Origin of the sequence: Streptomyces sp. NBC_01003 (assembly GCF_045162695.1) — a bacterium.
GTDB lineage: Bacteria > Actinomycetota > Actinomycetes > Streptomycetales > Streptomycetaceae > Streptomyces.
This window is the reverse complement of the sequence record NZ_CP108707.1, coordinates 7,617,501-7,643,766: the sequence shown is the minus strand read 5'-3', so window position 1 is coordinate 7,643,766 and position 26,266 is coordinate 7,617,501. Positions and strand designations below refer to the sequence as shown.

At 69.9% G+C, this 26,266-nt stretch carries 22 protein-coding genes and 2 rRNA genes (1 of these 24 running past the window's edge); 6 read left to right on the top strand and 18 right to left on the bottom strand.

The window, feature by feature from the left end:
- Positions 1-8: 8 nt before the first annotated feature.
- Positions 9-596, bottom strand: coding sequence for a hypothetical protein (locus OG698_RS34880; protein WP_406111473.1), 588 nt, complete (start codon positions 594-596; stop codon positions 9-11).
- A gap of 226 nt (positions 597-822) precedes the next feature.
- Between OG698_RS34880 and OG698_RS34875 the strand changes: the two genes are divergently transcribed.
- Complete coding sequence (locus OG698_RS34875; RefSeq protein ID WP_406107754.1) at positions 823-1,227, top strand: hypothetical protein; 405 nt, start codon at positions 823-825, stop codon at positions 1,225-1,227.
- Between the two features lie 149 nt (positions 1,228-1,376).
- Here the strand turns inward: OG698_RS34875 and OG698_RS34870 are convergent, their stop codons facing one another.
- The 3 genes from OG698_RS34870 to OG698_RS34860 form a co-directional block, all read right to left on the bottom strand.
- A complete protein-coding gene (locus tag OG698_RS34870; protein WP_406107752.1) occupies positions 1,377-2,282 on the bottom strand; it encodes a diacylglycerol/lipid kinase family protein in 906 nt (301 codons plus the stop codon).
- A gap of 245 nt (positions 2,283-2,527) precedes the next feature.
- On the bottom strand, positions 2,528-3,205 hold the full coding sequence (locus OG698_RS34865) for an HdeD family acid-resistance protein (RefSeq protein ID WP_406107751.1): 678 nt from the start codon (positions 3,203-3,205) through the stop codon (positions 2,528-2,530).
- 97 nt (positions 3,206-3,302) lie between these two features.
- Positions 3,303-4,523 carry an AI-2E family transporter gene (locus OG698_RS34860; protein ID WP_406107749.1) on the bottom strand — a complete coding sequence of 407 codons (1,221 nt, stop codon included), beginning with the start codon at positions 4,521-4,523 and terminating at the stop codon, positions 3,303-3,305.
- A gap of 560 nt (positions 4,524-5,083) precedes the next feature.
- Between OG698_RS34860 and OG698_RS34855 the strand changes: the two genes are divergently transcribed.
- Both OG698_RS34855 and OG698_RS34850 read left to right on the top strand, forming a co-directional pair.
- Positions 5,084-5,509, top strand: a complete 426-nt coding sequence (locus tag OG698_RS34855) for a hypothetical protein (RefSeq protein WP_406107748.1) — start codon at positions 5,084-5,086, stop codon at positions 5,507-5,509.
- Positions 5,510-6,105: 596 nt separating this feature from the next.
- Positions 6,106-7,776, top strand: a complete 1,671-nt coding sequence (locus OG698_RS34850) for a PucR family transcriptional regulator (RefSeq protein ID WP_326776462.1) — start codon at positions 6,106-6,108, stop codon at positions 7,774-7,776.
- 30 nt (positions 7,777-7,806) lie between these two features.
- On the opposite strand, the gene OG698_RS34845 is transcribed toward OG698_RS34850, so the two are convergent.
- The 3 genes from OG698_RS34845 to recN form a co-directional block, all read right to left on the bottom strand.
- Complete coding sequence (locus tag OG698_RS34845; protein WP_406107746.1) at positions 7,807-8,970, bottom strand: glycosyltransferase family 4 protein; 1,164 nt, start codon at positions 8,968-8,970, stop codon at positions 7,807-7,809.
- A gap of 164 nt (positions 8,971-9,134) precedes the next feature.
- Positions 9,135-9,914 carry a hypothetical protein gene (locus OG698_RS34840; RefSeq protein WP_406107744.1) on the bottom strand — a complete coding sequence of 260 codons (780 nt, stop codon included), beginning with the start codon at positions 9,912-9,914 and terminating at the stop codon, positions 9,135-9,137.
- A gap of 6 nt (positions 9,915-9,920) precedes the next feature.
- Positions 9,921-11,648 (bottom strand): DNA repair protein RecN, encoded by a 1,728-nt coding sequence (gene recN, locus OG698_RS34835; RefSeq protein WP_399984146.1) that lies wholly within the window; start codon positions 11,646-11,648, stop codon positions 9,921-9,923.
- A gap of 217 nt (positions 11,649-11,865) precedes the next feature.
- Between recN and OG698_RS34830 the strand changes: the two genes are divergently transcribed.
- Positions 11,866-13,212 carry an FtsX-like permease family protein gene (locus OG698_RS34830; RefSeq protein WP_406107742.1) on the top strand — a complete coding sequence of 449 codons (1,347 nt, stop codon included), beginning with the start codon at positions 11,866-11,868 and terminating at the stop codon, positions 13,210-13,212.
- A 12-nt stretch (positions 13,213-13,224) separates the two neighbouring features.
- Here the strand turns inward: OG698_RS34830 and OG698_RS34825 are convergent, their stop codons facing one another.
- Genes OG698_RS34825 through OG698_RS34815 form a run of 3 tightly spaced genes read right to left on the bottom strand, consistent with a single transcriptional unit; the run spans position 13,225 to position 15,243 of the window.
- Positions 13,225-14,130, bottom strand: coding sequence for an NAD kinase (locus OG698_RS34825; RefSeq protein ID WP_399984118.1), 906 nt, complete (start codon positions 14,128-14,130; stop codon positions 13,225-13,227).
- Positions 14,127-14,942 carry a TlyA family RNA methyltransferase gene (locus OG698_RS34820; protein ID WP_384250983.1) on the bottom strand — a complete coding sequence of 272 codons (816 nt, stop codon included), beginning with the start codon at positions 14,940-14,942 and terminating at the stop codon, positions 14,127-14,129. The genes OG698_RS34825 and OG698_RS34820 overlap by 4 nt, the downstream gene beginning before the upstream one ends.
- A 7-nt stretch (positions 14,943-14,949) precedes the next feature.
- Positions 14,950-15,243, bottom strand: a complete 294-nt coding sequence (locus tag OG698_RS34815) for a hypothetical protein (protein ID WP_406107740.1) — start codon at positions 15,241-15,243, stop codon at positions 14,950-14,952.
- A gap of 42 nt (positions 15,244-15,285) precedes the next feature.
- Between OG698_RS34815 and OG698_RS34810 the strand changes: the two genes are divergently transcribed.
- A complete protein-coding gene (locus OG698_RS34810; protein WP_326776456.1) occupies positions 15,286-15,633 on the top strand; it encodes an SCP2 sterol-binding domain-containing protein in 348 nt (115 codons plus the stop codon).
- Here the strand turns inward: OG698_RS34810 and OG698_RS34805 are convergent.
- The 4 genes from OG698_RS34805 to OG698_RS34790 all read right to left on the bottom strand — a co-directional run bounded on the left by OG698_RS34805 (position 15,617) and on the right by OG698_RS34790 (position 19,743).
- Entirely contained in the window at positions 15,617-16,510 is an 894-nt protein-coding gene (locus tag OG698_RS34805) for an ABC transporter ATP-binding protein (protein WP_406107739.1), read from the bottom strand. The two genes, OG698_RS34810 and OG698_RS34805, sit on opposite strands and share 17 nt — an antisense overlap.
- Entirely contained in the window at positions 16,507-17,535 is a 1,029-nt protein-coding gene (locus OG698_RS34800; protein WP_406107737.1) for a FecCD family ABC transporter permease, read from the bottom strand. The genes OG698_RS34805 and OG698_RS34800 overlap by 4 nt, the downstream gene beginning before the upstream one ends.
- Positions 17,532-18,575: a FecCD family ABC transporter permease gene (locus tag OG698_RS34795; RefSeq protein WP_406107736.1), complete on the bottom strand. Its 1,044-nt coding sequence runs from the start codon at positions 18,573-18,575 to the stop codon at positions 17,532-17,534. The genes OG698_RS34800 and OG698_RS34795 overlap by 4 nt, the downstream gene beginning before the upstream one ends.
- Before the next feature lie 139 nt (positions 18,576-18,714).
- Positions 18,715-19,743, bottom strand: coding sequence for an HAD hydrolase-like protein (locus OG698_RS34790; protein WP_406107735.1), 1,029 nt, complete (start codon positions 19,741-19,743; stop codon positions 18,715-18,717).
- A gap of 72 nt (positions 19,744-19,815) precedes the next feature.
- Here OG698_RS34790 and OG698_RS34785 point away from each other — a divergent pair, with 72 nt between their 5' ends.
- Positions 19,816-21,105: a DUF1015 family protein gene (locus OG698_RS34785; protein ID WP_406107734.1), complete on the top strand. Its 1,290-nt coding sequence runs from the start codon at positions 19,816-19,818 to the stop codon at positions 21,103-21,105.
- A 127-nt stretch (positions 21,106-21,232) separates the two neighbouring features.
- On the opposite strand, the gene OG698_RS34780 is transcribed toward OG698_RS34785, so the two are convergent.
- The 4 genes from OG698_RS34780 to OG698_RS34765 form a co-directional block, all read right to left on the bottom strand.
- Positions 21,233-22,060 carry a hypothetical protein gene (locus tag OG698_RS34780; protein ID WP_406111471.1) on the bottom strand — a complete coding sequence of 276 codons (828 nt, stop codon included), beginning with the start codon at positions 22,058-22,060 and terminating at the stop codon, positions 21,233-21,235.
- The gene (locus OG698_RS34775) at positions 21,952-23,292 is read right to left on the bottom strand and encodes a hypothetical protein (RefSeq protein WP_406111760.1); all 1,341 of its coding nucleotides are present in this window, start codon (positions 23,290-23,292) and stop codon (positions 21,952-21,954) included. The genes OG698_RS34780 and OG698_RS34775 overlap by 109 nt, the downstream gene beginning before the upstream one ends.
- A 182-nt stretch (positions 23,293-23,474) precedes the next feature.
- A 5S ribosomal RNA gene (gene rrf, locus OG698_RS34770) occupies positions 23,475-23,591 on the bottom strand.
- Positions 23,592-23,731: 140 nt separating this feature from the next.
- A 23S ribosomal RNA gene (locus tag OG698_RS34765) occupies positions 23,732-26,266 on the bottom strand; it runs 586 nt beyond the window's last position.

The window sequence follows — 26,266 nt, the reverse complement described above, 5'->3', positions numbered from 1 at the left end:
CGAGATGGTCACTGCGGCAAGGCAGCCCCCGCTTGCCATTCATCGAACTCCCAGGCCGGATAACAGGTGCTCAAATAGGGCAGGTGCCCGTCCCACTCGACGGCTGCCAGTGGCTTCGCGAGCCGGAGGGTGATGTGGCCGGCCGCATCGATGTCGAACCCCCAGGAGAAGCCGACCACCGGCAAGACGCGCCGCTGGGCCTGGTCCAAAGGTGTCCATGCGAGGAAGCTGTGAGCGAGCCAGGCCATGGGTTCACGTTCGGCTCGTGACGGGGCGTCGAACAGAGTGGGGCTGACGCCGAAGAAGGCGTAGGGGGAAGGCGCATCTTCGAACAGGACGAACGGGTCCATATCGAAGTCGACACCGCCGGACGAGTTGTCTGTGGACTGGACCAGCTGGACCCAGCCGAACATGGCTCGATACCCCGTGCCGGGATAGTCCACCACAGCCGTGCAGCACGGAAACCCGCGCGCTTCAGGGTGCTTGCCGACCGTCAACGGCTCATCAACCTGGTTAAGAGCCACCGTCACATTGCCGGTCTCACCATCTCGAGTGAAGGGAAGGATCACGGCATCACCCTGCCAATTGCGCATCATCAGCCACAAGCACCAAAAGAAGACAAGCGTTCGGCCACACCGCGGTGTCAGTTCTAACCAACATCCCGGGCCTGTCGGACCGCCAACCGGTCTCGGACCTCATCTACAGGCGCTCTCGCTTCTCCCCTATGCAGCCAGCCGGGCAACAGGACGTGAACCACAACGCCCCAGCCCCCGGGGCACAGCGTTACTTCGGCAATTGGATGAGACACACATCCGACAACTCATGCACAACGCGCTCGGACACAGCATCGTCCCTATGCCGAACCAGGAGAACCGAGCCGCCGCGCAAGCAGCCTTCGGCGCCGAGTCGCGCACGCTGACCGATCTGACCGACCTCGGCAAGCTCCCGGACAGAATCAGCGTCCCTCTGCCCGTGCTGCCCCTTGCACGGCACCTACTGACCCACGCCGGCCAAGAGGTCTACGCGACAGGACTTCACACCGCTATCGGGATCCCGATCAACACCCTCTACAAGCAGCTGCGCCGTCTGGAAACCGCTGGATGGCTGCGAAGTCGGCGAGAGGCGACAGACGAACGACCGTGCCGCGGCGGACGTGGCCGCACCTACTACACCTTGACCACCCTGGCCCGTCTGATCCCTGTCCACGTTCTCCCGCCGGAAATCTGAGTGGGCGCCCCGAAGGGACTGCTTGATCCCTGAGCTCGTAATACGATCACGAGCACGACTGCCTGCCCTTTCAATCTCCGGGCGGTCCAGTGTCCGGGCTCGTTTTCGTAGCGCACGATCGAGATTGAGCCGCAGCCGAAAGCTTCCGTTCAATGGCGCACCGCGCGCTCGGGCGGGATCCCCGGCCGGTCCTTCGGCAGCAGCATACGCAGGGCACCGGGCCGGATTCCGCACAGGACGGGGAGAGGAAGCCGCACCGCTTCGCCGTCGATGCCGGCGTCCAGATACTGCACATCACCGTGCAGTGTGATGCCGGGAGCGGACCAGGTGACGGCCCCTTCATCCGCCGGGCCGGCACCGCGCTTGTGCTGTCGCAGTTCGCCGCGCAGGTGCCGCAGGAGATCCGGGGGCGCCTGAGTCGGGCGCTTGAGGACGATGGCGCCCAGCTGTCCCGTGGTGAGTGAGAAGCGACGGCCCAGCCAGCGCGGTGTGGCCAGGTGGTAGGGGTTGTTGGAGATCAGCACCACTTGCGGGAACTCGACGGTCCCCCATGGTGTGTCCACGCGGGCCTCGACCCACTGCTTGCCCTTGACGTAGTCGGGCGCCACCGCGGCGAAGGCGCGTGGCTTGTCCTCCCGATACCCGGGCTCCAGCAGGGCGTCGGCGTACATACCGAAAGAGACGTTGTTGACGAAGACACCCGAGCCGATCACCCCCAGGTCCACCTGCGCGGGCTCACCGTCGACCAGAGCGTCCAGCGCCCGCCCCGGATCCCGCAGATCGAGGCCCAGGTCCCGGGCGAAGTGGTTGCGGGTGCCCGCCGGGACCACGACCAGCGACCGGTCCGTGTCTGCGGCCACCGCGGCGACCGCCGACACGGTGCCGTCGCCGCCCGCGACCCCCAACACCTGCGCACCCTCCTCGACGGCCGTCCTCGCGAGCGACGCCGCGTCCCCTTCCGCACTGGTCGTCCAGACCTGGGCTCCCATGTCCTCGGCCCGCCGTACCAGGCCGTAACGAGCCGTCTTGCCGCCGCCCGAGCGTGGATTCGCCACGACCACAACCCGGACACGTGTCCGAGTGCCGGCCATTACCGCACCCGCTCTCGACGTTCAGGCCGACCTTCGGCGGCCCCGTTGACGTAAGACATCGGTCGCCTCCCGGCGGCGTGACTGCGGCATCGGTCGTCAGTGCCGGTTGGCGGCACACCCGTGCGCTGCGGCAGCCGGGCAGATGGACGGCCACAAACGCCCGGTATGGCGCGCGCCGCACGAGCGGGTCGCCGGAGTCTGCGCCGCGATCAGTGCTGAGGGTGCGGGCGGTGGAACAGGGGCCGCCGCTCGGCGGCAGTGCCGCCAGGAGCGAGGCGACCGACTTCGACGCGCATCCTGACGGCCTGGAACACCTCGACCACCCCCAGGACCACGGCCATGATGCCCACCGCCAGGGTGAGTGCGCCGATCGAGGTGAACGGCGAGACGATCAGCACAATTCCCGCCACAGTGCTGATGATCCCGTAGAACAACTGCCAGCCGCGTGCCGGCATGTCCTTGGCGGAGGCCGCCGCAGCCGTCACCATGATGCCGCGCAGCAGCCAGCTGAAGCCGATCCACAGGGCGAGCAGGAAGATCGACTGCAGGGTGCCCCGGAAGCAGATCAGCCCCAGCAGGACGGAGAGCGCACCCGTGAGGAAGTGCAGCACCCGAAGATGCCGGGGGACGTGCGTGCCGAAGGCGGCGGCCAGCTGGAAGACGCCGGTGGCCAGCAGGTAGATGCCGAAGAGTACGCCGACGACCCGCAGCGTTTCCTCAGGCCAGGCGAAAACGACGACGCCCAGGGCGATGGTGGCCAGGCCCATGGTGAGCAGGATCTGCCAGCCCATGTTCGCCAAGGCACCCAGGTCTTCGGTCAGGGGGGCGTCTTGTGGCTCGGTGCCGCGCGCAGGGCCGGTGCCCGAGGAATCGGAGGGATAAGTCATGCCGCTGCCTCCTCCTGGAAGAGCACGGTCGGGTCGTACACCTCCATCGTCACCCAACCGGGCCTGTTTCACCTGGCGGAGGTCTTCGCAAGCCCGATCAGGAACGGCCGCGGCGGCGCAGCAGTCCGCGCAGCCGCGCCCGCAGCGACGGCCCGTCCCCGCGCGGGTCATGCCGGCCGTTCTGTTTCTCCAGATCATCTGCCACGTGGTATCGCTTCACATATGCACTGAAGAACGTCTGCATAGTGGCTACCACCGGAATGGCGATCAGCATGCCGGCCACACCGAGCAGCGCGGTGCCCGCGATCACGGAGCCGAAGGCCACCGCTGGATGGATGTCCACGGTTTTGGACGTGAGTTTCGGCTGGATCAGGTAGTTCTCGAACTGCTGGTAGACCACTACGAAGATCAGCACCACCACCGCGTACCAGGGGTCGACGGCGAACGCGGCCAGGATGGGCACGGCCGCGGCCAGATAGGTGCCGATGACCGGGATGAACTGCGACACCACGCCTACCCACACGGCGAGCGCCGGGGCATACGGCACGCCCAGCAGTGCCAGCATGACGAAGTGGGCGACCGCGGAGATCAGGGCCATCAGCCCACGGGAGTAGAGGTATCCGCTCGTCTTGTCGACCGCGATCTCCCAGGCCCGCAGCACCTCTGTCTGCTTGGCCGGTGGCAGCAGCGAGCACAGCGCGCGGCGCAGCCGGGGGCCGTCCACGGCGAAGTAGAACGCGAACAGGAAGATCGTCAGCAGCCGGAACAGACCGCCCAGCACGGAAGCCGAGAAGTCGAACACGCCGCCCGCGCTCTTCTGCACGTACGTACGCAGCCAGTCCGCGCGCAACAGCCGGCCCTGGATGTCGACCCGCGACAGATCCGTGTGGAACGTCCGGTTGATCCAGCCGATGAAAGAGTCGAAGTACCGCGGGAAGTGCTCGACGATGCCGCTGATCTGGCCCGCCAGGAACGAGCCGAACAGCGCGAAGAACCCCGCCACCACAAGGACCACGGCGAGGCACACCAGAAGGGCGGCCAGGCCCCGGCGCATCCCCCGGGCCACCATCCGGCCGATCGGCGGCTCGATTCCCAGGGCCAGGAAAGACGCGATCAGAATGCCGACCAGCAGACCAGTAAGTCTGTGGAACGCCCAGCTGCCAAGCTGGAAGGCGGCCACCAGGGCAAGCGCAAGCACCATGGCACGCGGCAGCCACCGGGGCATCCGGGCGGCACCGCCCGCCTCTGCGGCCTCGCCTTCGGAAGGCGGGGGCCTTTCAGGCGGCTGCGGCTCCTGGCCGGGGTCCGGCTGCGTCATTGACGGACGTAGGGGAGACCAAGGGGCGCAACAGCCAGCCGGGCGGCCTTGGTTGCACCCAGCGGAGGGGGCTCCGGCCGAGTCGACTGCCTGACCACCAGCTCGGACACGTGCTCGCGGGAGACCACGCCGGTCACCGGCGTGCCGTCGTGGCCCGGCTCACGAGTGCGCATGGACGACGATTCCGGCACAGGCGCGTGGGTGTCCGACCGGCCACGGATCAACGGTCCACACAGAACAGACAGTTCGGGTGGGATTCTGACATCTTCCAGTCTGTTGACCATCACCCTTCTTGTCTAACCGCTGTCGCGCCCCCGCGCATGTCCGCGGCGCCGCTGACCGAGACCGGCGGCGTGCAACGGCGCGGCATATCCGGTCACGCTGGTGAGAGCGCGCTGCAGGAGGCTCAATCCGCCGATCAGGCGTCCAGTGGCGAGCCGCCCTGGACGTGGCGACGGTCACGTCCCGCTCTGTCCGCTGCCACGCGAGTAGCAGCCACCCGCCGGATATGTTCGAATTAATGAGAATCCTCCTTTTAGAGCAATCGGAAGGGCAGGACCATGACGCAGATGACGGACCGCATCACCCAACTGACGGATTGGTCGAAGCACGCACAAGAGCAGGTGCAGAGTGCCATCGCCAAGGACCAGGAGGATCTGGCGGCCGCGATCGAACAGGTTCAGCGGGAGACGGAACAGCGGGCAGAGCAACTCCGCCGTGAGGGAGCCGAGCAGAACGCCGCTGCCGCTGCGTCACTGGAAGAGGCAAGGAACAAGTGGCAGGAGCACGTAGCGACGGTCAAGAGCCATCTCCAGGAGCGCAAGGGCGAGCTTGACGTGAAGCATGCCGAGCTCAAGGCGGATGATGCGGAGGGGTACGCGTCGTTCGCGATCGACTACGCCGGCTCCGCGATCCTGGAGGCGGAATACGCTGCGCTGGAGGCGGTGCGGGCCCGTACGGAGGCCGAAGCTCTGGCCGGCAGGTAGGAGCAAGGCCGAGCGAACGGTCAATCTCAGACCCGGCTGCCCAGGCTGAGCAGCACCAGCCGCCATGAGCCACGGCGGCTCGCCAGGGGGCGCCTGATCGCGCGCCTGGGTGCCGTCGCCGCCCGCGACCCCGAGGCAGGTCCGCTCCGCCCGCCACGGCCACCTGGGCCAGACAGGATTTGCCGGAGTGCGTCGTGTCCGACATGGACCGGGCCAACCTTCAGGCAGCCTCGCCGCCACAGGCTGATCGAACGGCCCCGCTACGTCGTGCCGAGCAAAGACGTTCACCGGAACCCGCCAACGGGCACAGCGCCATTGGAGATTTCCTCCAGGCGCCACCCTGGGACAGCACGCCAGCGGCTGAGAAAAACGACACGAAGACGGGACTGCGCCACCGACACGAGCGCGGAATCGAGGCGTGAAAACGCAGGTCGCACAAACGCCCCTGCTCACGGCTCACCGGAACCTACACCCGGCTCCCTGATCACCTTTCCGGCGGCGCGTTCCCCCTGGGGACGCGCCGCCGGCGGCGTCGGCGCGTCCTGCCTGGTGGCCGGAGGTTTTCCAGGAACGTGCGCGCAGGTAGCGTCCGCACCATGGACACTCAGGCCCCCCACAGCAGCGCGCCCGGCACCCAGGGCGGCATCACCGTGCAGCGGGCCCTGGAACTGCCAGGTCTGCGCAGCGGGCTCCCGGAAGTGGTGGCGGGCGCGGACCGGCTGCAGCGCACGGTGCGCTGGGTGCACGCCGGCGAGGTGCCCAACATCGCCTCGCTCCTCAAGGGCGGCGAGCTGCTCCTGACCACCGGGTTCGGCATCGGCACGCGCCCCGCCGAGCAGCGGGCCTTCGTCCGCAAGCTCGCCGACCGCGGCATCTCCGCCCTCGTGATCGAGCTGGGCCAGCGCTTCGCACGGCTGCCGGCCGCACTCGTGGAGACCGCGCGCACGGCCGGCCTCCCCCTGGTGCAGCTGCACCGCGAGGTGCCGTTCGTGACGGTCACCGAGGAGGTCCACACCGAGATCGTCAACGGGCACTACGCGCTCCTCCAGCGCGCCGAGGAGGTGCACCGGCGCTGCACCGAGGCCCTGCTCGGCGGCGGCGGAGTGCCCCAAGTCCTGCGCATCCTCGCGGAGTTCAGCGGCAACCCGGTGTTCCTGGAGACAGCCGACGGGCAGCTCCTGTACGCGGCCGGGGGCGAGCCCGAGGTCGCAGACCCGCTCCAGGTGTGGGAAGGGATGCGCGGCAAGCCCGCCGACCGGGACGAGCCTCCCGCCGGAGCCGTGCTCGTCGACGTGCCGGGCGGCGGGCCCGGTACCGGGTCCGTGCGGGCACGCCTCGTGCTGCTGCCGGTCGCGGCACCGCTGGCGCCCGTGCACCGGATCGCGGCGGAACGGGCGGCGAGCAGCCTCGCCGTCGTGCTGATGCAGGCCCGCCAGGAGGAGGAGCTGGCGGCGCGCGGCCGCGGTGACTTCCTCACGGATCTCGCGGAGGGCCGGATCACGCCGGACGACGCCCCGGCGCAGGCGCGCGTCCTCGGGTTCAAGCCGGGTGGCCAGGGGCCGCTGCTGCCGGTCGTGATGCGGCTGCCCGAGGCGTCGGTGGGCTCGGTGGGCCTCTCCCCCGGCGGCGGCTGGGCGGTCCTCGCCAGGGCGGTGGCCGAGGAGCTGGCCGCGGTGGGCGTTCCGGTCCTGCTCGGCGTACGGCCCGTCGAGGGGCGCGTTCCCCTGCTGCTCGGGCTGCGGTCGGACTCGGAGCGCACGGCGGTCGCGGACCGGGTGGCCGCGGCGCTGCGGGCGGGGGTCGAGCGGGCGGGCATGCAGCGTGCCGGGACGCAGCCGCCGGTCGTCGTGGTCGGCGGCGCGGGCGGCTGGGCCGCGGCCGCGGCCGGCCTGCGGCACGCGGCCGAGACGGCCACGGCGGCGCAGGGCCTGTCGGACCGGCCCTGGTACGACGCGCGGCGCCTCGACATCGACCTGCTGCTGTGGCGGCTGCGGGACCACCCGGACCTGGCGGCGTTCGTGGAGCGCGCGATCGGCCCCCTCCAGGCCCACGACCGCCGCGCCAAGCCCCCGCTGCTTCCCACACTCCAGACGTATCTGGCGCACGCGGGCCGCAAGGCGGAGACGGCCCGCGAACTCCATCTGAACCGCCAGACGCTCTACAACCGCCTCGCCCGCATAAGCGAGTTGCTCGGCACGGACCTCGACGACCCGCAGACGGTGCTCGCGTTGAGCCTTGCTCTGCGGGCGCGCAGGCATGTGGGGTGAGCGTGCCGCCAGGGCTGAAGCAGGTCGGCCCTACGCCCGTGCGCCCGTCAACTCGTCGTAGACGCTGAGCACTTGGGCCACCGTCTCGTCCTCCGTCGGCCACGACGCCGCCTGTACGGCGCCACGCTCCCTGAGTCGGTCGCGGCGCGCGGGGTCGGACAGGAGACGGGTGACGGCGTCGGCGAGGGCCCGTGCGTCGCCGTAAGGGACGAGTTCCGCGGCGTCGCCGACGAGTTCGGGGATACCGCCGACGTCCGTCGCGACGAGCGGCACGCGCGCGTGGAGCGCCTCCTGCGCGAGGATCGACCGGGACTCCCAACTGCTGGTCAGCAGAGCCACATCGGCGGACGCGAGCAGCTCGGAGACGTCGTCACGGCGCCCCACGAGCCGTACCGGCAGCTGCTCGCTCTCGATGCGGCGCTGGAGCGCGCCCCGCTCCGGCCCCTCGCCCGCGATGACGAGCAGCGGCAGCGGGTCGAGATGGCGCCAGGTGCGCGCGGCGTCCAGCAGCGTCCCGTACCCGCGGTGTTTCACGAGGCTGCCGACGGCCATCAGCAACGGCCGGTCCACAGCGCCGAGTTCGGCCCGTGACTTGTGCCGCAGGCGCTCCGGGTCCTCGGGCCCCTCGGGTCCCGGCACCGGCGCGGCTTCCGATGCATCGGGGCGGCGCGGCGCCGGGAAGGCGACCGCGGCCAGCCTTGCGTCGCGGGCGCCGCGGACGCGGGCCCGCTCGACGAGGTCCGACGAGGTGCCGAGGACCACGGACGCGGCCCGGGCCACGCGCCGTTCGAGCAGACGCAGCAGATGGGCGCGGGCGCCCTCGGCGTGGGAGCGGGTGTGCCAGGTGACGACGAGGGGCGTGGTCCTGCCGCTGAGTGCGAGGGAGGCCCGCAGCGCGGCGTGCAGCCCGTGCGCGTGGACGAGGTCGGCGTCGGCGCAGGCGACCCGGAGCGCCGCGACGGACCCGGGGTCGCTGCTGCGGGGCACGGTGACGTGCTGCGCGCCGACGTCCGCGAAGCCGTAGACGTGTGCGACCTCGACGGGTGCGCACACCGTGACGCGTACGCCTCTGGCGACGAGCCCGGCGGCCAGCGACCTGACGTGCGTGCTGCTTCCGGCGCTGCCGCCGCCGAGCACTTGCACGGTGCGCAGCGGTGACTGGCCGTGCGCTGGCTGGCTGCTCACGTGACTCACGTGGCCGGGGCTCCTGGGTCGGTCGGTGCGGGACGCGCGGGATGTCGCGCCGTAACGGTCTGGGCCAAGGATGCCAGCCCGTACGGGCGTTCCGGCACCGGCCCGGAGTCCCCACCGTGTCGGAGTGGGCAACACGTCGTACGGGATCACCCACACGCGTGAATTCAGGCGTGTCGAACTGACTCCGCCCCGCGGGCCATTGCAGTCACTTTGTCCCCGTATGCCGCGGCGAGGACCAGTCCGGCCGCGTGGGCGAGGAGTCCGGCGCGCCCGTTCCCCGCGACGACGGCGACGCCGAGCGCCGCGCCCAGGGCGTGTGCCCCGGTGTCGCCGATCATGGTGCGCCCGTCGAGATCCTCCGGCAGGACGGCGGCCACCGCGCCCATGGGGGCCGCGGCGATGGCCCCCATCAGCAGTCCGGGCGCCCCGAGCGCGAGCACGGCCGCGGCCGCCCGCCCGGGCCGTACGTCCACCAGGTTCACGAAGTGCGCCGCGCCGGCGATCACGACACCGGCGAGCGCCTTGTCCACGATCCGTTCCTCGAGCAGCGAACCCGCGGCGAGCCCCGCGGCGGAGATACCGATCAACTTCACGGCCCCGCTGGTCAGTTCACCGTCGCGCAGCGCCGACAGATGGGCCCGGAACCCGCTGCGCGGATCACCGGCACCCGCCACGTCGTCGTACGCGCCGCACGCCCCGGCGGCGAGCACGGCCAGGACCGCGGCCCGGCGATCCCGACCCGAGGTGGCGGCGGCCGCACCGGCGACGGCACCGGCCACGACGGCCGGCCCGGCGCACAGGTCGACGGCCCGGCCCGCGAAGTTCGTCCGCTCCCACAGACCCGGCCCACCCGGCCTGGCCCGCCGCAGCGCCGCAAACCCTGCCCGGGCCACGACGGCACCGGCCGCGAGGGCCGCGAACCGGCCCACCACACGCTTTTCCATGGGCGGTTACGCGTCCGCTCGGGCGGTGGCGAGCAGTTCCTCCGCGTGCGCGCGCGCCGTCTCGGAGTCCTCCTGGCCCGCCAGCATCCGGGACAGTTCACGGATCCGGTCCTCGCCCTCGAGGACGGTGACACCGGACCGGGTCACGGTCCCGTCGTTCGTCTTCTCGACGAGGAGCTGCCGGTCGGCGAACGCCGCCACCTGCGGAAGGTGCGTGACGACCACGACCTGCGCCGACTTGGCGAGCTTGGCGAGACGCCTGCCGATCTCCACGGCAGCCTTGCCGCCGACGCCCGCGTCGACCTCGTCGAACAGATACGTGGGCACGGGATCGGTCCCGGCGAACACGACCTCCACGGCGAGCATCACGCGGGACAGCTCACCGCCCGAGGCCCCCTTGGCGATCGGCCGCGGCGGGGCGCCGGGGTGCGGGGCGAGCAGCAGCTCGACCTCGTCCACGCCGGAGGGGCCGTACGCGACCGTGCGCCCGTCGAGCTCGACGCCGTCCGGGTCGTCGGTGCGGCGGATGTCGAAGGACACGCGCGCGTGGGGCATGGCGAGCGAGGCCAGCTCCTGCGTGACGGCCGCGGCGAAGCGTGACGCCGCTTCCGTGCGGGAGTCCGTCAACGCCTGTGCCAGGCCGCCCAGTTCACCGCGGAGCCCGTCCCGCTCGGCGGTCAGCTCACCGATCCGGTCGTCGTCGCCGTCGAGTTCGAGCAGCCGCGCGGAGCCCTGCTCGGCCCAGGCGAGCACCTCGTCCGTACTCCCGCCGGCCCCGCCGTACTTGCGCGTCAGCTGTGTCAGCGCCGCCCGCCGCTCCTCGACCGCGGCGAGCCGCAGCGGGTCGGCGTCGAGATCGTCGGCGTATCCGGCGAGTTCTCCCGCCACGTCGGACAGGAGGATGCCGATCTCGCCGATCCGGTCGGCGAGCGCGGACAGGGCCGGGTCGTGCGAACGTACGGCGTCGAGCGCCCGGTTCGCGCCGCCGACGAGGGTGGTGGCGTCGACGCCCTCGGGGTCCTCGGGGTTGCCCGCGAGCGCGGCGTGCGCGGCGGAGGCGGCCGAGGCGAGCGCCTCCGCGTGACCGAGCCGCTCGGCCTCCGCCGACAGCTCGACGTCCTCGCCGGCGCGCGGCTCGACGGCCGCGATCTCGTCGAGTCCGAAACGCAGCAGATCGGCTTCCTGAGCGCGTTCACGCGCGCGGGTGACGATGGTGTCGAGCTCGGCGCTGACGGCCCGGAGCCGACGGTACGCGGCCTGGTACTTGGTGAGCGGCACGGCGACCGCGTCTCCCGCGTACCGGTCGAGGGCCCCTCGCTGCCGGGACAGCTTGAGCAGCCCCTGCTGGTCGGTCTGGCCGTGCACGGCGACGAGCTCGTCGGCGAGCTCGGTCAGCATGCCCACCGGCACCGAACGCCCGCCGAGATGCGCCCGTGAGCGCCCCTCCGCAGAGACGGTACGGCTGATGAGCAGCGCCCCGTCGTCGAGCTCGGCGCCCGCCTCCTGGGCGCGCACGATGGCCGCGGTGCCCTCGGGCACGGTGATCCGGCCCTCGACGACCGCCGCCTTGGCGCCGATCCTTACGAGGGCTGGGTCCGCGCGCCCGCCGAGCAGCAGGCCGAGGCTGGTGACCACCATCGTCTTGCCCGCACCGGTCTCGCCGGTCACGGCGGTGAATCCCGGCGACAGCTCGACCACCGCGTCGTCGATGACTCCGAGCGACCGTATCCGCATCTCCTCCAACACGGACACGACCTTACGAGGTCGGGAGCCATGTGTGCGACGGGCCCTGCCCCGCTTCCCTCCCCTTGGACCGAATTCGCAGGTCGTGAGCGGCTGCGTCCGGCCCTTTTGTCATCCGTTGTCACCCGCGAGGGTGGGGATATCCCCCTGCCGGAGCGGATGCCCGCCGTATGGTGCCCGCACCCCGGGCGCCCGCACCCTGGATCCCATGACTACCGGACTGGCCCGAGCGGCCCTTGGGGCACACCGTCCCGCCTTCGTCGGCACGGCGGTCGCCGCACTGTTCGCGGCGACTGTGGTGAGCGCGTCGACGACGGTGCTGCTCGCCACCAGCACCGACGGGCTGCCGGCCGGCGCACGCCACCGCATCACGGAGAACGGCGTCGGCGACATCGCGGCCGTCCTCCTCATCGGTTCGATCTACATGTCGATTTTCGTGGTCGTCTCGACGATGGGTACGGCCGTCACGCAGCAGCACCGCGAGCTCGCCCTCGTGCGCGCGATCGGGGCCCGCCCGCGTCAGGTGCGCCGCGCGGTGGCGAGGCAGGCACTCGCCGCGTCCGTCCCCGCGGCGCTCGCGGGTTTCGCGGCAGGCGGGCTGCTCGCCAGGGCCTGGTTCTCCGGGATGGTCACGCACGGCCTGATCCCGCCGGGGGTGCCGTTCCGCTTCAGCTGGGTCGCGCTGCCGGTCTGTCTCGGGGTGGCCGTGGTGACGTCGACGGCCGCCGCGCTGCTCTCGTCGCTGCGGTTCTCGCTCCTGCGCCCAGCCCGCGCACTGTCCGAGGCGGCGGCGGGCAGGCGGCGCCTCGGCCTGCTCAGGGCGCCGCTCGGCCTGGTCGCGGTGGCCGGGGCGTGCTTCCTCTCGGTGCTGCTGTCCCGGCAGGACGCCGAGGAGGCGGGCCAGGGCGCGTTCCTCGTCCTGATCCTGTTCTGCGTGGGAGTGGGCCTGCTCGGGCCGCGCATCGTGGGCCCCGCGGCCTGGCTGGTCTCGGCGCTCGTGGGCCGTTTCGGCGCGAGCGCGCGGCTCGCGATGCTCAACGTCCGCTCGCAGCCCCGCCGCTTCTCGGCCGCCGTCGTCCCGCTCGTCCTCGTCGTCGGCTTCGGCCTCACCAAGGTCACGCTGCACACGACGGCGCAGCACCGCACGGGCTCGGCGGGCAGCACCGGCGAAGTGTGGCTCGACTACATGGGTACGGCGCTGTACGCGGGGTTCGCCGCCATCGCCGCGGCCAACACGCTCGCCATGATCTCGTTCGAGCGGCGACGGGATGTGGCCCTGCTGCGGGTCGTCGGCACCCAGCGCGGCCAGGTGCGCTCCATGGCCGCGTGGGAGGCCGTCGTCGTCGCCGGTACGGCGCTGCTGCTCGGCGTCCTGATCGCGCTCGTCACGCTGGCGCCGATCCTCGACACGGCGTTCGGCTCCCCGGTGCCGTACGTCCCTTGGACCCTGGCTGCCGGGACGGTCGCGGGCACGCTCCTGCTGACGCTGCTCGCGACCGGTGTCCCGGTGCGGTCGGTGATGCGCCACCGCGCGATCACCGTCGTACGGACGTGATCACCTACGTACTCATTGGGGCTTACCGCGCCAGCCGGAGACGGGCAGCGCGAACTTGGCGACAAGTCGATCCGTGAACGAGGCGTGGTGCAGCCGCGCGAGCCGCACCGGCACCGCCCCGCGCCGCACCTCGACCCGCGCCCCCGCGGGCAGTTCCACGGTCCGCCGTCCGTCGCACCACAGCACGCCGTGCGGAGTGTGGTGCTGCACCTCGACGGCGAGCACCGACTCCGGCGACGTCACCAGCGGCTTGGCGAACAGGGCGTGCGCGCTGATCGGCACCATGAGGAGCGCCTCGACCTCGGGCCACACGACGGGCCCGCCGGCGGAGAACGCGTAGGCCGTGGAGCCGGTGGGCGTCGCGCACACGATGCCGTCGCAGCCGAAGCCGGTGACGGGACGCCCGTCGATCTCCAGGACGACCTCGAGCATCCGCTCGGCCGACATCTTCTGCACGGCTGCCTCGTTGAGCGCCCAGTCGCGGTGCACGACATCGCCGTTGCTGTGCACGACGACGTCGATCGTCATGCGCTCCTCGACCTCGTACGCCTTGGTGACGACGCGGTCGACGACCTTGTCGAGGTCGTCGCGCTCGGCCTCGGCGAGGAAGCCGACGCGGCCGAGGTTCACCCCGAGCATCGGGACGCCGGAGGCGCGGGCGAACTCGGCGCCGCGCAGCAGCGTCCCGTCGCCGCCGAGGACGACGAGCAGCTCACAGGCGTCGAGGCACTCCGGAGTCGCCTCCTTGACGAGCTCCACCGACGCCGGGAGCGGCAGGTCCGCCGCCTCCGACTCCAGGACCCGCACGCCGATGCCGCTGCGCAGCAGCCCCTCGACGACGAGTTCGGCACTCCGGATGGCGGCGGGCCGCCCGGTGTGCGCGAGCAGGAAAACAGTTCGAGCTCGAGTCTGTGTCAACGCGGCCCCTCCGCCACTGCACGGTCAACGTCTGCCGGGTCGAGTTCTGGCGCACCGGCGCGGAGCCACAGAAAATACTCGACGTTTCCGGACGGCCCGGGCAGCGGGCTCGCCGTCACACCCCGTACGCCGAGGCCGAGTTCGAACGCCTGCCGGGCCACCGTGCGCACCGTCTCGGCCCGCAGTTCCGGGCTCCGCACGACACCGCCGCTGCCGAGCCGCTCCTTGCCGATCTCGAACTGGGGCTTCACCATGAGCACCAGGTCCGCGTCGGGCGCGGCGCACCGCGCGAGGGCGGGCAGCACCAGGCCGAGCGGGATGAAGGACAGGTCTCCGACGACCAGGTCCACGGGTTTTCCATCGATCGCCTCCAGCGTCAACTCGCGTACGTTCGTACGGTCCTTGACGGTGACGCGTTCATCGCTCTGCAGCGACCAGGCGAGCTGCCCGTACCCGACGTCGACGGCGACGACATGGGCGACGCCGGCCCTCAGCAGTACGTCGGTGAACCCGCCCGTGGAGGCCCCCGCGTCGAGCGCGCGGCGCCCCTCGACGGCGAGCCCCTGCGGCACGAAGGCCGCGAGCGCCCCCGCGAGTTTGTGGCCGCCGCGCGAGACGTAGTCGGGGTCGCTGTCGTCCTGCGTGACCACGATCGCGGCGGCTGTCTCCACCTGCGTGGCGGGCTTGGTCGCGGTGGTCTTGCCGACCGTGACGCGCCCCGCGGCGATCAGCTGGCTCGCGTGCTCGCGCGAGCGGGCGAGCTTCCGGCGGACGAGCTCGGCGTCGAGGCGGCGTCGTGCCACTCCTGCCACGTTCGGTTCAGCTCCTGTGTCGGTTCAAGGGTGAGGGCTCGGGGCGTGCGTCCAGCGCGGTCAGCGCGTCACGCAGGCCCCCGTGTACATCCTCGTACACCTCGATGTGTCCGTCGGCAGTGAGGTGGTCGACGTCGGCGAGCCGGTCGAGCCCGGTGTCCACGTCCGCGTTCCCCGTGGGGGTGCGCGGGACGCCGAGGAGGGCCGGGGCCGCAGGCTCGTACGACGGTTCGTCCTGGACCTCCGGGGCCCCGGCCGCCTGGTCCGGCACCTGGTCGGGGTCCGGATGAGAGTCGTTCATGCCACGACGCTACCCCGTAGCACTGGGGTACGGTCGACCGCGATGGCGACGACGCAGGAGTGCCGTGCCGCACTCGACAAACTCTCGGACAATCTGGCGGGCGCGGAGGGCGGGGTACGCAGCGCTGCTGCGCTCGACCGCTCTCTGAGCTGCCATGTCACGGACCTCGAGATCACGTTCACGGGCCGGCTCGAGAACGGCCGGATCGAGGTGCTCGACACGGTCGACGGGCCGCCGCCCGACCGGGCGCAGATCCGGCTCGCGATGACCGGCGACGACCTGGTCGCGATGGTCGACGGCAGGCTGAACTTCGCGAAGGCCTGGGCCTCCGGCCGGATCAGGCTGGAGGCCGGCTTCCGCGACCTGCTGCGGCTCAGGACGCTGCTTTAGCCACCGCCTTCGCGGGCGCCTCCGCGTCCCGCACCAGACCCTTCCTGGCCTTCCGCGCGGCCGGCACCACCAGCGGCGTGCCGGTTTCCGGATCGTCGATGACCTGGCACTTCATCCCGAAGAGCCGCTCGACCAGGTCCGCGGTGACGATGTCGCCCGGCGCTCCCTCGGCGATGACCTCGCCGCCGCGCAGGGCGATCAGGTGGGTGGCGTAACGGGCCGCGTGGTTGAGGTCGTGCAGGACCGCGACGAGCGTGCGCCCCTGCTCCTCGTGCAGCTCCGCGCAGAGGTCCAGTACGTCGATCTGGTGCTGGATGTCGAGATACGTGGTCGGCTCGTCGAGGAGGAGCAGCGGGGTCTGCTGGGCGAGCGCCATCGCGATCCATACGCGCTGGCGCTGACCGCCGGACAGTTCGTCGACAAAGCGATCGGCCAGTTCGGCGACTCCGGTGGAGGCCATCGACTCCTGCACGATCCGCTCGTCCTCGCCGGACCACTGGCGCAGCAGGCCCTGGTGGGGGTAGCGGCCGCGGGAGACGAGGTCGCCGACGGTGATGCCGTCGGGCGCGATCGACGACTGAGGCAGCAGCCCGAGCGTGCGTGCCACCTTCTTCGCCGGCATCGACTGGATGGCCTGCCCGTCGAGGAGCACCCGGCCCGCCGAGGGCTTCAGCATCCGCGACAGCGCGCGCAGCAGCGTGGACTTGCCGCAGGCGTTCGGGCCGACGATCACGGTGAAGGAGTTGTCGGGGATCTCGACCGAGAGCTCCGACGCGATCACACGCTGGTCGTAGCCCAGGGTGACGTTCTCGGCGGACAGTCGGTTCACGGTGTTGCTCCTCCGGTTGCTGCTCTGGCTGGGGTTCCTGTCGCTCATATCCGGCCGGCCTTCCGCTCGGAGACCAGGAGCCACAGCAGATAGACACCGCCGACGACTCCGGTGACCACCCCGACGGGCAGCTGGTCGGCGCCGAAGGCGCGCTGCGAGATCCAGTCGGCGCTGACGAGCAGGGCCGCGCCCATGCACATGGACGCCGCGATGTTCGGACCGGGCGAGCGGGTCAGCCGCCGGGCCAGCTGGGGGGCGGTCAGCGCGACGAATCCGACGGGTCCCGCGGCGGCGGTGGCCGCGGCGGTGAGCAGCACGGCGGCCACGAGCAGGACGAGCCGCGTCCGCTCGACCCGCACCCCGAGCGCGTTCGCCACGTCGTCGCCCATCTCCAGCATGCGCAGCGGCCGCGCGTACGTGAGGACCACGGGTACGAGGACGGCACACAGGGCGAGCAGGGGCCAGACCTGCTTCCAGTCGCGACCGTCGAGCGATCCCGTCATCCAGACCGTCGCGCGGGCGGCGTCGACGATGTCGGCCTTGGTCAGCAGATAGCCGTTGACCGCCGTCATGATGGCGGACATTCCGATGCCGACCAGGACGAGCCGGTATCCGTGCACGCCGCGCTTCCAGGCAAGCAGATAGATGCCGAACCCGGTCACCAGACCGCCGACGAGCGCCCCGAGCGCGACCTGGACGGCTCCCCCCGAGAACAGCACGATCATGACGAGCGCACCGGCCGTGGAACCCTGGCCGAGGCCCAGAATGTCCGGACTGCCCAGCGGATTACGGGAGATGGCCTGGAAGAGCGCGCCGCCGAGCGCGAGCGCCGCGCCCACGAGGAGGCCCACGAGGACCCTGGGCAGCCGCAGGTCGTTGACGATGAACTCCTGCCCCGGGTCACCGTTGCCGAGCAGCGTGCGGATCACGTCGGTGGCGGAGATGGGGAAGTCGCCGGTGCCGATCAGCGCGACGCTCGCGGCGAGCGCGGCGCACAGCAGCACGAGGACGACGACGAACGCGCGGATGTCGAGGCGCAGGGAGATACCGCCCCGGATACGGATCGCCTTCACAGCTGGGTGACCTTCCGCCGGCGCACGAGGTAGATGAAGACGGGGCCGCCGATGATCGCGGTGACGATGCCGACCTGGATCTCGGCGGGCCGTGCCACGAGCCGGCCGGCGACGTCGGCGCCGAGCAGCAGTACGGGCGACAGGACGGCCGAGAACGGCAGGATCCAGCGCAGGTCGGGGCCGGTGAAGGAGCGCACGACGTGCGGCACCATGAGACCGACGAACACGATGGGCCCGCAGGCGGCGGTCGCGGCGCCGCACAGCAGCGTGGCGGCCGCCATGGACAGCGCACGCGTCCTGTTCAGGTTCGCGCCGAGGGCACGGGCCGTGTCATCGCCCATCGCCATGGCGTTGAGCGGCCGCGCGAGCGCGAGGGCGAGCACCGTACCGACGGCGATGAACGGCAGCACCTGCCGGATCGTCGACATGTCGGCGGAGACGAGCGAACCCACCGTCCAGAAGCGCATCTTGCCGAGCGCCGCGTTGTCCATGATCATCACGGCCTGGAGATAGCCGTAGAGAGCGGCACCGATGGCGGTCCCGGCGAGCGCGAGCCGCACCGGCGTCGCGCTGCGGGTCCCCCCGAGGACGTAGACGAGAACGCCCACGGCCGCGGCCCCGAGGAAGGCGAACCACACATAGCCGGTCAGCGAGCTGACGCCGAAGAAGCTGATGGCGGTGACGACGGCCGCCGAGGCGCCCATGTTGATGCCGAGGAGTCCGGGGTCCGCCAGCGGGTTACGGGTCAGCGCCTGGAGGACCGCGCCGGAGAGTCCGAGCGCGACACCGGCGAGGAGCCCGAGCAGCGTACGCGCGAGCCGCTCGCCGACCACGACGTCGCTGAACGTCCCGCTGTCGTCGAACAGGCCGTGCCACACCTGGTCCACGGACAGGGGTTTCGCCCCGATCGCGATGCTCATGACCAGGAGCACGAGCAGTACGACGACGGCTCCGAGGAGCCCGACCGTACGTATCGCCCAGCGGTTCGGGGGCGCGGCGGCGGTGTCCGCGCGCTGTTCGGGGGGACTGTCGACCAACACGTGGTTAGGTTAGCCTACCCTCCCCGCCCTTCGAGGTCGCTACCGGCATCGCTGCCGACGGGAGCTGCGCGAGGAAGCAGGCAGCGGGAAAGCGCGGGAAACGCCGCACCCACCGGCACGCCTCCCCGCCCCCGCCGCCTCAAACCCCCAGCCGCGCCAGCGCCTTCGCCCCGTCGAGCCCGCAGGTCCCGTCCCCCGCCGCCGTCCACGCCGCCGCGCACAGGGCACGCAGCCCGTCGATCGCCTCGCCGTCCCCCTCCAGCTCAAGATGCTCGTTTCGCGCGGTCGCGACCCAGCCCCCGCACGCGAACCCGTCCCCCTGCGCCACGACATCCGGCTGCCCGGTGAGCAGGCCCCGCAGGTCGACGTCGACATACGTGGGCCGGTGCTGGGGCGGCGCGGCGAGCAGCTGCGCGCCGTCGGTGACGCCGGTCAGGACGAGCAGCGAGTCCACCTTCCCGTTGAACGCGCCCTCGATGTCCGTGTCGAGGCGGTCGCCGATCACCAACGGCCGCTCCGCGCCGGTCCGCAGGATCGTCTCGCGGTGCATCGGAGGCAGCGGCTTGCCGGCCACCTGCGGCTGCGCACCCGTCGCGATTCGGACGACCTCGACCGCCGCGCCGTTGCCCGGAGCGATGCCGCGCGCGCTCGGAATGGTCAGGTCCGTATTGGACGCGAACCACGGCACACCACGCGCGATCGCGTAACAGGCCTCCGCGAACCGCCCCCAGGCCAGGTCGGGCCCGCCATACCCCTGCACCACCGCCACCGGCTCGTCGTCGGCCGAGTCCACCGGCTCCAGCCCGCGCTCTCTCAGCGCGACCCGCAGCCCCTCCCCGCCGATCACCAACACCCGTGACCCGTCCGGCACTTGCTCACTGATCAGGCGTGCCACGGCCTGCGCCGACGTGATGACATCCGCCGCCTCCGTCGGAATTCCCAGCTCCGTCAGATGCTCGGCCACCGCGTCCGGCGTACGCAGCGCGTTGTTCGTGACATACGCGAGCCCCATGCCCGCGCCGCGCGCCACAGCGAGTGACTCGGGGGCGTGCGCGATGGCGTCACCGCCCGCGTACACCACCCCGTCGAGGTCGAGCAGCGCCGTGTCGTACGCCTCGTTCAGCGCCCGCTCACTGCCTTCGGGCCGCGTCCTGACGGTCTGGCTCATTACACATCGCTCCTCGTTCGATCCCACTCCCCCGATCATCGCTCATGCCACTGACACACATACGATGCAGCAATGAACACTGCAGGTCCCCCAGGTCCGACAGACAGCGACGGCCTCGACCTGATCCCGTTCAGGGGTGTGCGGTACGTCCCCGAGCGCGTGGGCAGCCTCGCCGCCGTGACGTCACCGCCGTACGACGTGGTCGTACGCCCCGACGGTCTGCACCACCTGGAGTCCGCGGACCCGCACAACATCGTCCGCCTGATCCTCCCGCAGGCCGTCTCCCCGGACACCCGTAACGCCCTCGCGGCCGACACCCTGCGCCGCTGGCTCTCCGAGGGCGTCCTGGCCCCCGACGAGACCCCCGCGCTGTACGTCTACGAGCAGCGCGGCGGCGACCACCTCCAGCGCGGCGTCATCGGTGCCCTGCGCCTGTCCGAGCCGTCCGAAGGGGTCGTCCTGCCCCACGAGGACGTCATGCCGCACGTGGTCGCCGACCGCGCGGGCCTGATGCGCGCCACGGCCGCCAACCTCGAACCCCTGCTCCTCACCTACCGCAGCGAGGGCAACGCGACCGGCACGACCGCGGTCGTCGAACGCACGGTCAAGCGCCCCCCGCTCCTCGCGACGACCACGGAGGACGGCTTCGGCCACCGCATGTGGTCGGTCACCGACCCGGCCGAGCTGGCGGAGATCCGCGTGGACCTCGCCCACCACCAGGCCCTGATCGCGGACGGCCACCACCGCTGGGCGACGTATCTGCGCCTGCGCTCCGAACAGCCGTCCCCCTCCCCGTGGGACTTCGGCCTGGTCCTCCTCGTGGACACGGCCCGCTACCCGTTGCGCGTCCGCGCCATCCATCGCCTCCTGCACCGCCTCGCGGTCCCGGACGCCCTGGCAGCCCTGAAGGACTCCTTCCGCCTGCGTGAAGTCCCCGGCCCGCTGTCGCACGCCCTGGACGCCCTCGCCGACGCGGCCGCCCACGGCAACGCGTTCCTCCTCGCCGGCGCCGGCTCCTTCCACCTGGCGGACGCCCCGTCCCCGGACCTCCTGGCCCGTACGATCCCTGCCGACCGCCCGGAGGCCTGGCGCACGCTGGACGCGACGGTCCTGCACTCCACGCTCCTGGACCATGTCTGGGGCATCCCCGAGGACGCGCCGGAGCACATCGCGTACATCCACGACGCGGCCGCCACGGTCGCGAAGGCGGAACGTGACGGCGGCACGGCGGTCCTCATGCACCCGGTGCGCGAGGAAGTGGTCCGCGACCTGGCACGGCAGGGCGTGACGATGCCCCGCAAGTCGACTTCGTTCGGCCCGAAGCCGGCGACCGGTCTGGTGCTGCGCACGCTCGCGGACTGACCGCGAGGCACGCGCGCGTGGGCCGTAGGCGCATACGACGAACGGGCGGGACCCCATTGCTGGGATCCCGCCCGTTCATCGTGCTGCGTCATGCGCGGCCGTCGGTCAGCCGCTCACAGCGCCGAGCTCAGCCCTTGTCGTTCTCGGGCTCGAACTCCTCGTCGTCCTCGTCGTAGAACTCTTCGACGTCCTCGTCGTCCTCGACCCAGGGCTCGTCGTCGTCACCCGCGGAAGCCTTGGGCCCCGCGGCTGCGGCGGGCGCCTCGCCGGACTCGTCCGCGAAGGCGTCGACGAACTCGACCCCGTCCATCTCGGCGAGCCGGTCGGACGCGTCGGTGCTGGCGTCCCGGTCGGACTCGACGGCCTTCGCGAACCACTCGCGCGCCTCGTCCTTACGACCGGCCGCGAGCAGCGCATCGGCGTACGCGTACCGCAGACGCGCGGTCCACGGCTGTACGGAGTTCGAGGCGAGCTCGGGGCCCTGCAGCGTCACGATGGCCGCGTCGAGCTGGTCCATGTCCCGCCGGGCACCGGCCGCCACGAGCCGCATCTCGACCTGTCCGGCCTTGTCCAGCTTGGCCACCTCGGGCGCACCGGCCATGTCGAGGGCCTTCTCGGGCCGCCCGAGACCGCGCTCGCAGTCCGCCATGACGGGCCACAGCTCGACGTTGCCGGTCATGCGCCGGGCGGCGCGGAACTCGGCGAGCGCCTCGCTGTACTTCTGGTTCGCGTACGCGGCGAAGCCGGCGGCCTCGCGCACGGCGGCGACCCTGGAGGCGAGCCGCAGCGCGATCTTCGAGTACTCGTACGCCTGCTCGGGGTCCTCGTCGATCAGCTTGGCGACCATCACCAGGTTCTTGGCGACGTCCTCGGCCAGGCCCTTCGGCAGGCTCTGGAGCTCCTGCCGTACGTCCTTGTCGATCTCGTCGCCGGTGACGTCCTCGGGGATCGGCAGCCGGCGGATGGGCTCGCGGTCGCGGTCACGCTCGTCGCGGTAGCGTCCGCCACCACGGCGGTCGTCGCCCCCACGGTCGTCACGCCCACGGAACCCGCCGGGCCGCCCACCACGGTCTTCGCGGCGCGGCCCACGGTCGCGGTCGTCACGCGGGCGGTACCCACCACCGCGGCTGTCGTCGCGACGGAAGCCGCCACCACGGTTGTCGTCGCGGCGGTCGTCGCGCCGGTCGTCACGGGGACGGAACCCACCGCGGTCGGTGTCGCGACGCTCGTCACGTCGGAAGGCGGGGCGGTCGCCACCGGGACGGTCGCCATCGCGACGCGGCCCACGGTCACGGTCGTCACGCGGACGGAAACCGCCACCACGGCTGTCACCACCGCGGTCGTCACGACGGAAACCGCCACCACGGCTGTCACCACCGCGGTCGTCACGTCGGAAGGCGGGGCGGTCGCCACCGGGACGGTCACCATCACGACGCGGCCCACGGTCACGGTCGTCACGCGGACGGAAACCGCCACCACGGCTGTCACCACCACGGTCGTCACGACGGAAACCGCCACCACGGCTGTCACCGCCACGGTCGTCACGTCGGAAGGCGGGGCGGTCGCCACCGGGACGGTCACCATCACGACGCGGCCCACGGTCACGGTCGTCACGCGGACGGAAACCGCCACCACGGCTGTCACCACCACGGTCGTCACGACGGAACCCACCACCACGGCTGTCACCACCACGGTCGTCACGTCGGAAGGCGGGGCGGTCGCCACCACGGTCGTCACGACGGAACCCACCACCACGGCTGTCGCCACCACGGTCATCGCGACGGAAACCGCCACCACGGTTGTCATCGCGGCGGTCGTCACGACGGTCATCGCGGGGGCGGTATCCACCGCGGTCGTTGTCACGACGGTCGTCTCCACCGCGGTCATCGCGACGGAAGGGGGGACGGTCGCCGTCACGACGGGGACCACGGTCGCGATCGTCACGCGGGCGGTAACCGCCACCGCCACGGTTGTCGCCACCGCGGCTGTCGTCACGGCGGAAGCCGCCGCCACGGTTGTCGCCACCGCGGTCATCGCGACGGAAGGGGGGACGGTCGCCGTCACGACGGGGACCACGGTCGCGATCGCCGCCACGGTCCCGGTCGCCGCCGCGATCGCGGTCGTCCCGGCGGGGCGCGTAGCCGCCGCGGTCGTTGTCGCGTCGCGGTCCGCCTCGGTCCCGGTCACCACTGTCCCGGCGTCGCTGGTCGCGTTCCGGTCGCTCGTCGGGAGAGTTGGTGGACATGGGTGACTCCTGTCTTCGGTACCGCAGTCATTCTCGCGCAGCCGGGTAGCCGGCGCGCTTCGACAAAACAAAAAGGACCCCTGGTCCCAGCGTGTGTGCTGGGACCAGGGGTCCTCTAAAAATTGTTCGGCGGCGTCCTACTCTCCCACAGGGTCCCCCCTGCAGTACCATCGGCGCTTTGAGGCTTAGCTTCCGGGTTCGGAATGTAACCGGGCGTTTCCCTCACGCTATGACCACCGAAACCCTATCAGTGTCCCGTTTCAAGGAAACGGGTTCCCGAACAAGGCAGCGAACAAGCACACTCTTCAATTAAGTAGTGCAGCCGTTCAGCCGACACAACTGTTCGTTATCTGAGAACAAACACAGTGGACGCGAGCAACTGAGGACAAGCCCTCGGCCTATTAGTACCAGTCACCTTCACCCGTTACCGGGCTTCCAGATCTGGCCTATCAACCCAGTCGTCTACTGGGAGCCTTAACCCCTCAAGGGGGTGGGAATACTCATCTCGAAGCAGGCTTCCCGCTTAGATGCTTTCAGCGGTTATCCTTTCCGAACGTAGCCAACCAGCCATGCCCTTGGCAGGACAACTGGCACACCAGAGGTTCGTCCGTCCCGGTCCTCTCGTACTAGGGACAGCCCTTCTCAATATTCCTACGCGCACAGCGGATAGGGACCGAACTGTCTCACGACGTTCTAAACCCAGCTCGCGTACCGCTTTAATGGGCGAACAGCCCAACCCTTGGGACCGACTCCAGCCCCAGGATGCGACGAGCCGACATCGAGGTGCCAAACCATCCCGTCGATATGGACTCTTGGGGAAGATCAGCCTGTTATCCCCGGGGTACCTTTTATCCGTTGAGCGACGGCGCTTCCACAAGCCACCGCCGGATCACTAGTCCCGACTTTCGTCCCTGCTCGACCCGTCGGTCTCACAGTCAAGCTCCCTTGTGCACTTACACTCAACACCTGATTACCAACCAGGCTGAGGGAACCTTTGGGCGCCTCCGTTACTCTTTAGGAGGCAACCGCCCCAGTTAAACTACCCATCAGACACTGTCCCTGATCCGGATCACGGACCCAGGTTAGACATCCAGCACGACCAGAGTGGTATTTCAACGACGACTCCCCCTGAACTGGCGTCCAGAGTTCAAAGTCTCCCACCTATCCTACACAAGCCGAACCGAACACCAATATCAAACTGTAGTAAAGGTCCCGGGGTCTTTCCGTCCTGCTGCGCGAAACGAGCATCTTTACTCGTAGTGCAATTTCACCGGGCCTATGGTTGAGACAGTCGAGAAGTCGTTACGCCATTCGTGCAGGTCGGAACTTACCCGACAAGGAATTTCGCTACCTTAGGATGGTTATAGTTACCACCGCCGTTTACTGGCGCTTAAGTTCTCAGCTTCGCACACCCGAAAGTGCACTAACCGGTCCCCTTAACGTTCCAGCACCGGGCAGGCGTCAGTCCGTATACATCGCCTTACGGCTTCGCACGGACCTGTGTTTTTAGTAAACAGTCGCTTCTCGCTGGTCTCTGCGGCCACCCCCAGCTCATGAAGTAAATTCAATCACCGGTGATGGCCCCCTTCTCCCGAAGTTACGGGGGCATTTTGCCGAGTTCCTTAACCATAGTTCACCCGAACGCCTCGGTATTCTCTACCTGACCACCTGAGTCGGTTTAGGGTACGGGCCGCCATGAAACTCGCTAGAGGCTTTTCTCGACAGCATAGGATCATCCACTTCACCACAATCGGCTCGGCATCAGGTCTCAGCCTTAATGTGTGACGGATTTACCTATCACACGGCCTACACCCTTACCCCGGGACAACCACCGCCCGGGCTGGACTACCTTCCTGCGTCACCCCATCACTCACCTACTACAAGTCTGGTCCGTCGGCTCCACCACTTTCCTTTCCCGAAGGGTCCGGAACGGCTTCACGGACTTAGCATCGCCTGATTCAATGTTTGACGCTTCACAGCGGGTACCGGAATATCAACCGGTTATCCATCGACTACGCCTGTCGGCCTCGCCTTAGGTCCCGACTTACCCTGGGCAGATCAGCTTGACCCAGGAACCCTTAGTCAATCGGCGCACACGTTTCTCACGTGTGTATCGCTACTCATGCCTGCATTCTCACTCGTGAACCGTCCACAACTCGCTTCCGCGGCTGCTTCACCCGGCACACGACGCTCCCCTACCCATCCATACGGGCGTTGGCCCTATTGTATGAATGACACGACTTCGGCGGTACGCTTGAGCCCCGCTACATTGTCGGCGCGGAATCACTAGACCAGTGAGCTATTACGCACTCTTTCAAGGGTGGCTGCTTCTAAGCCAACCTCCTGGTTGTCTGTGCGACTCCACATCCTTTCCCACTTAGCGTACGCTTAGGGGCCTTAGTCGATGCTCTGGGCTGTTTCCCTCTCGACCATGGAGCTTATCCCCCACAGTCTCACTGCCGTGCTCTCACTTACCGGCATTCGGAGTTTGGCTAAGGTCAGTAACCCGGTAGGGCCCATCGCCTATCCAGTGCTCTACCTCCGGCAAGAAACACACGACGCTGCACCTAAATGCATTTCGGGGAGAACCAGCTATCACGGAGTTTGATTGGCCTTTCACCCCTAACCACAGGTCATCCCCCAGGTTTTCAACCCTGGTGGGTTCGGTCCTCCACGAAGTCTTACCTCCGCTTCAACCTGCCCATGGCTAGATCACTCCGCTTCGGGTCTTGAGCGCGCTACTGAATCGCCCTATTCGGACTCGCTTTCGCTACGGCTTCCCCACACGGGTTAACCTCGCAACGCACCGCAAACTCGCAGGCTCATTCTTCAAAAGGCACGCAGTCACGACGCAAGGAACAAGTTCCTTGCGCGACGCTCCCACGGCTTGTAGGCACACGGTTTCAGGTACTATTT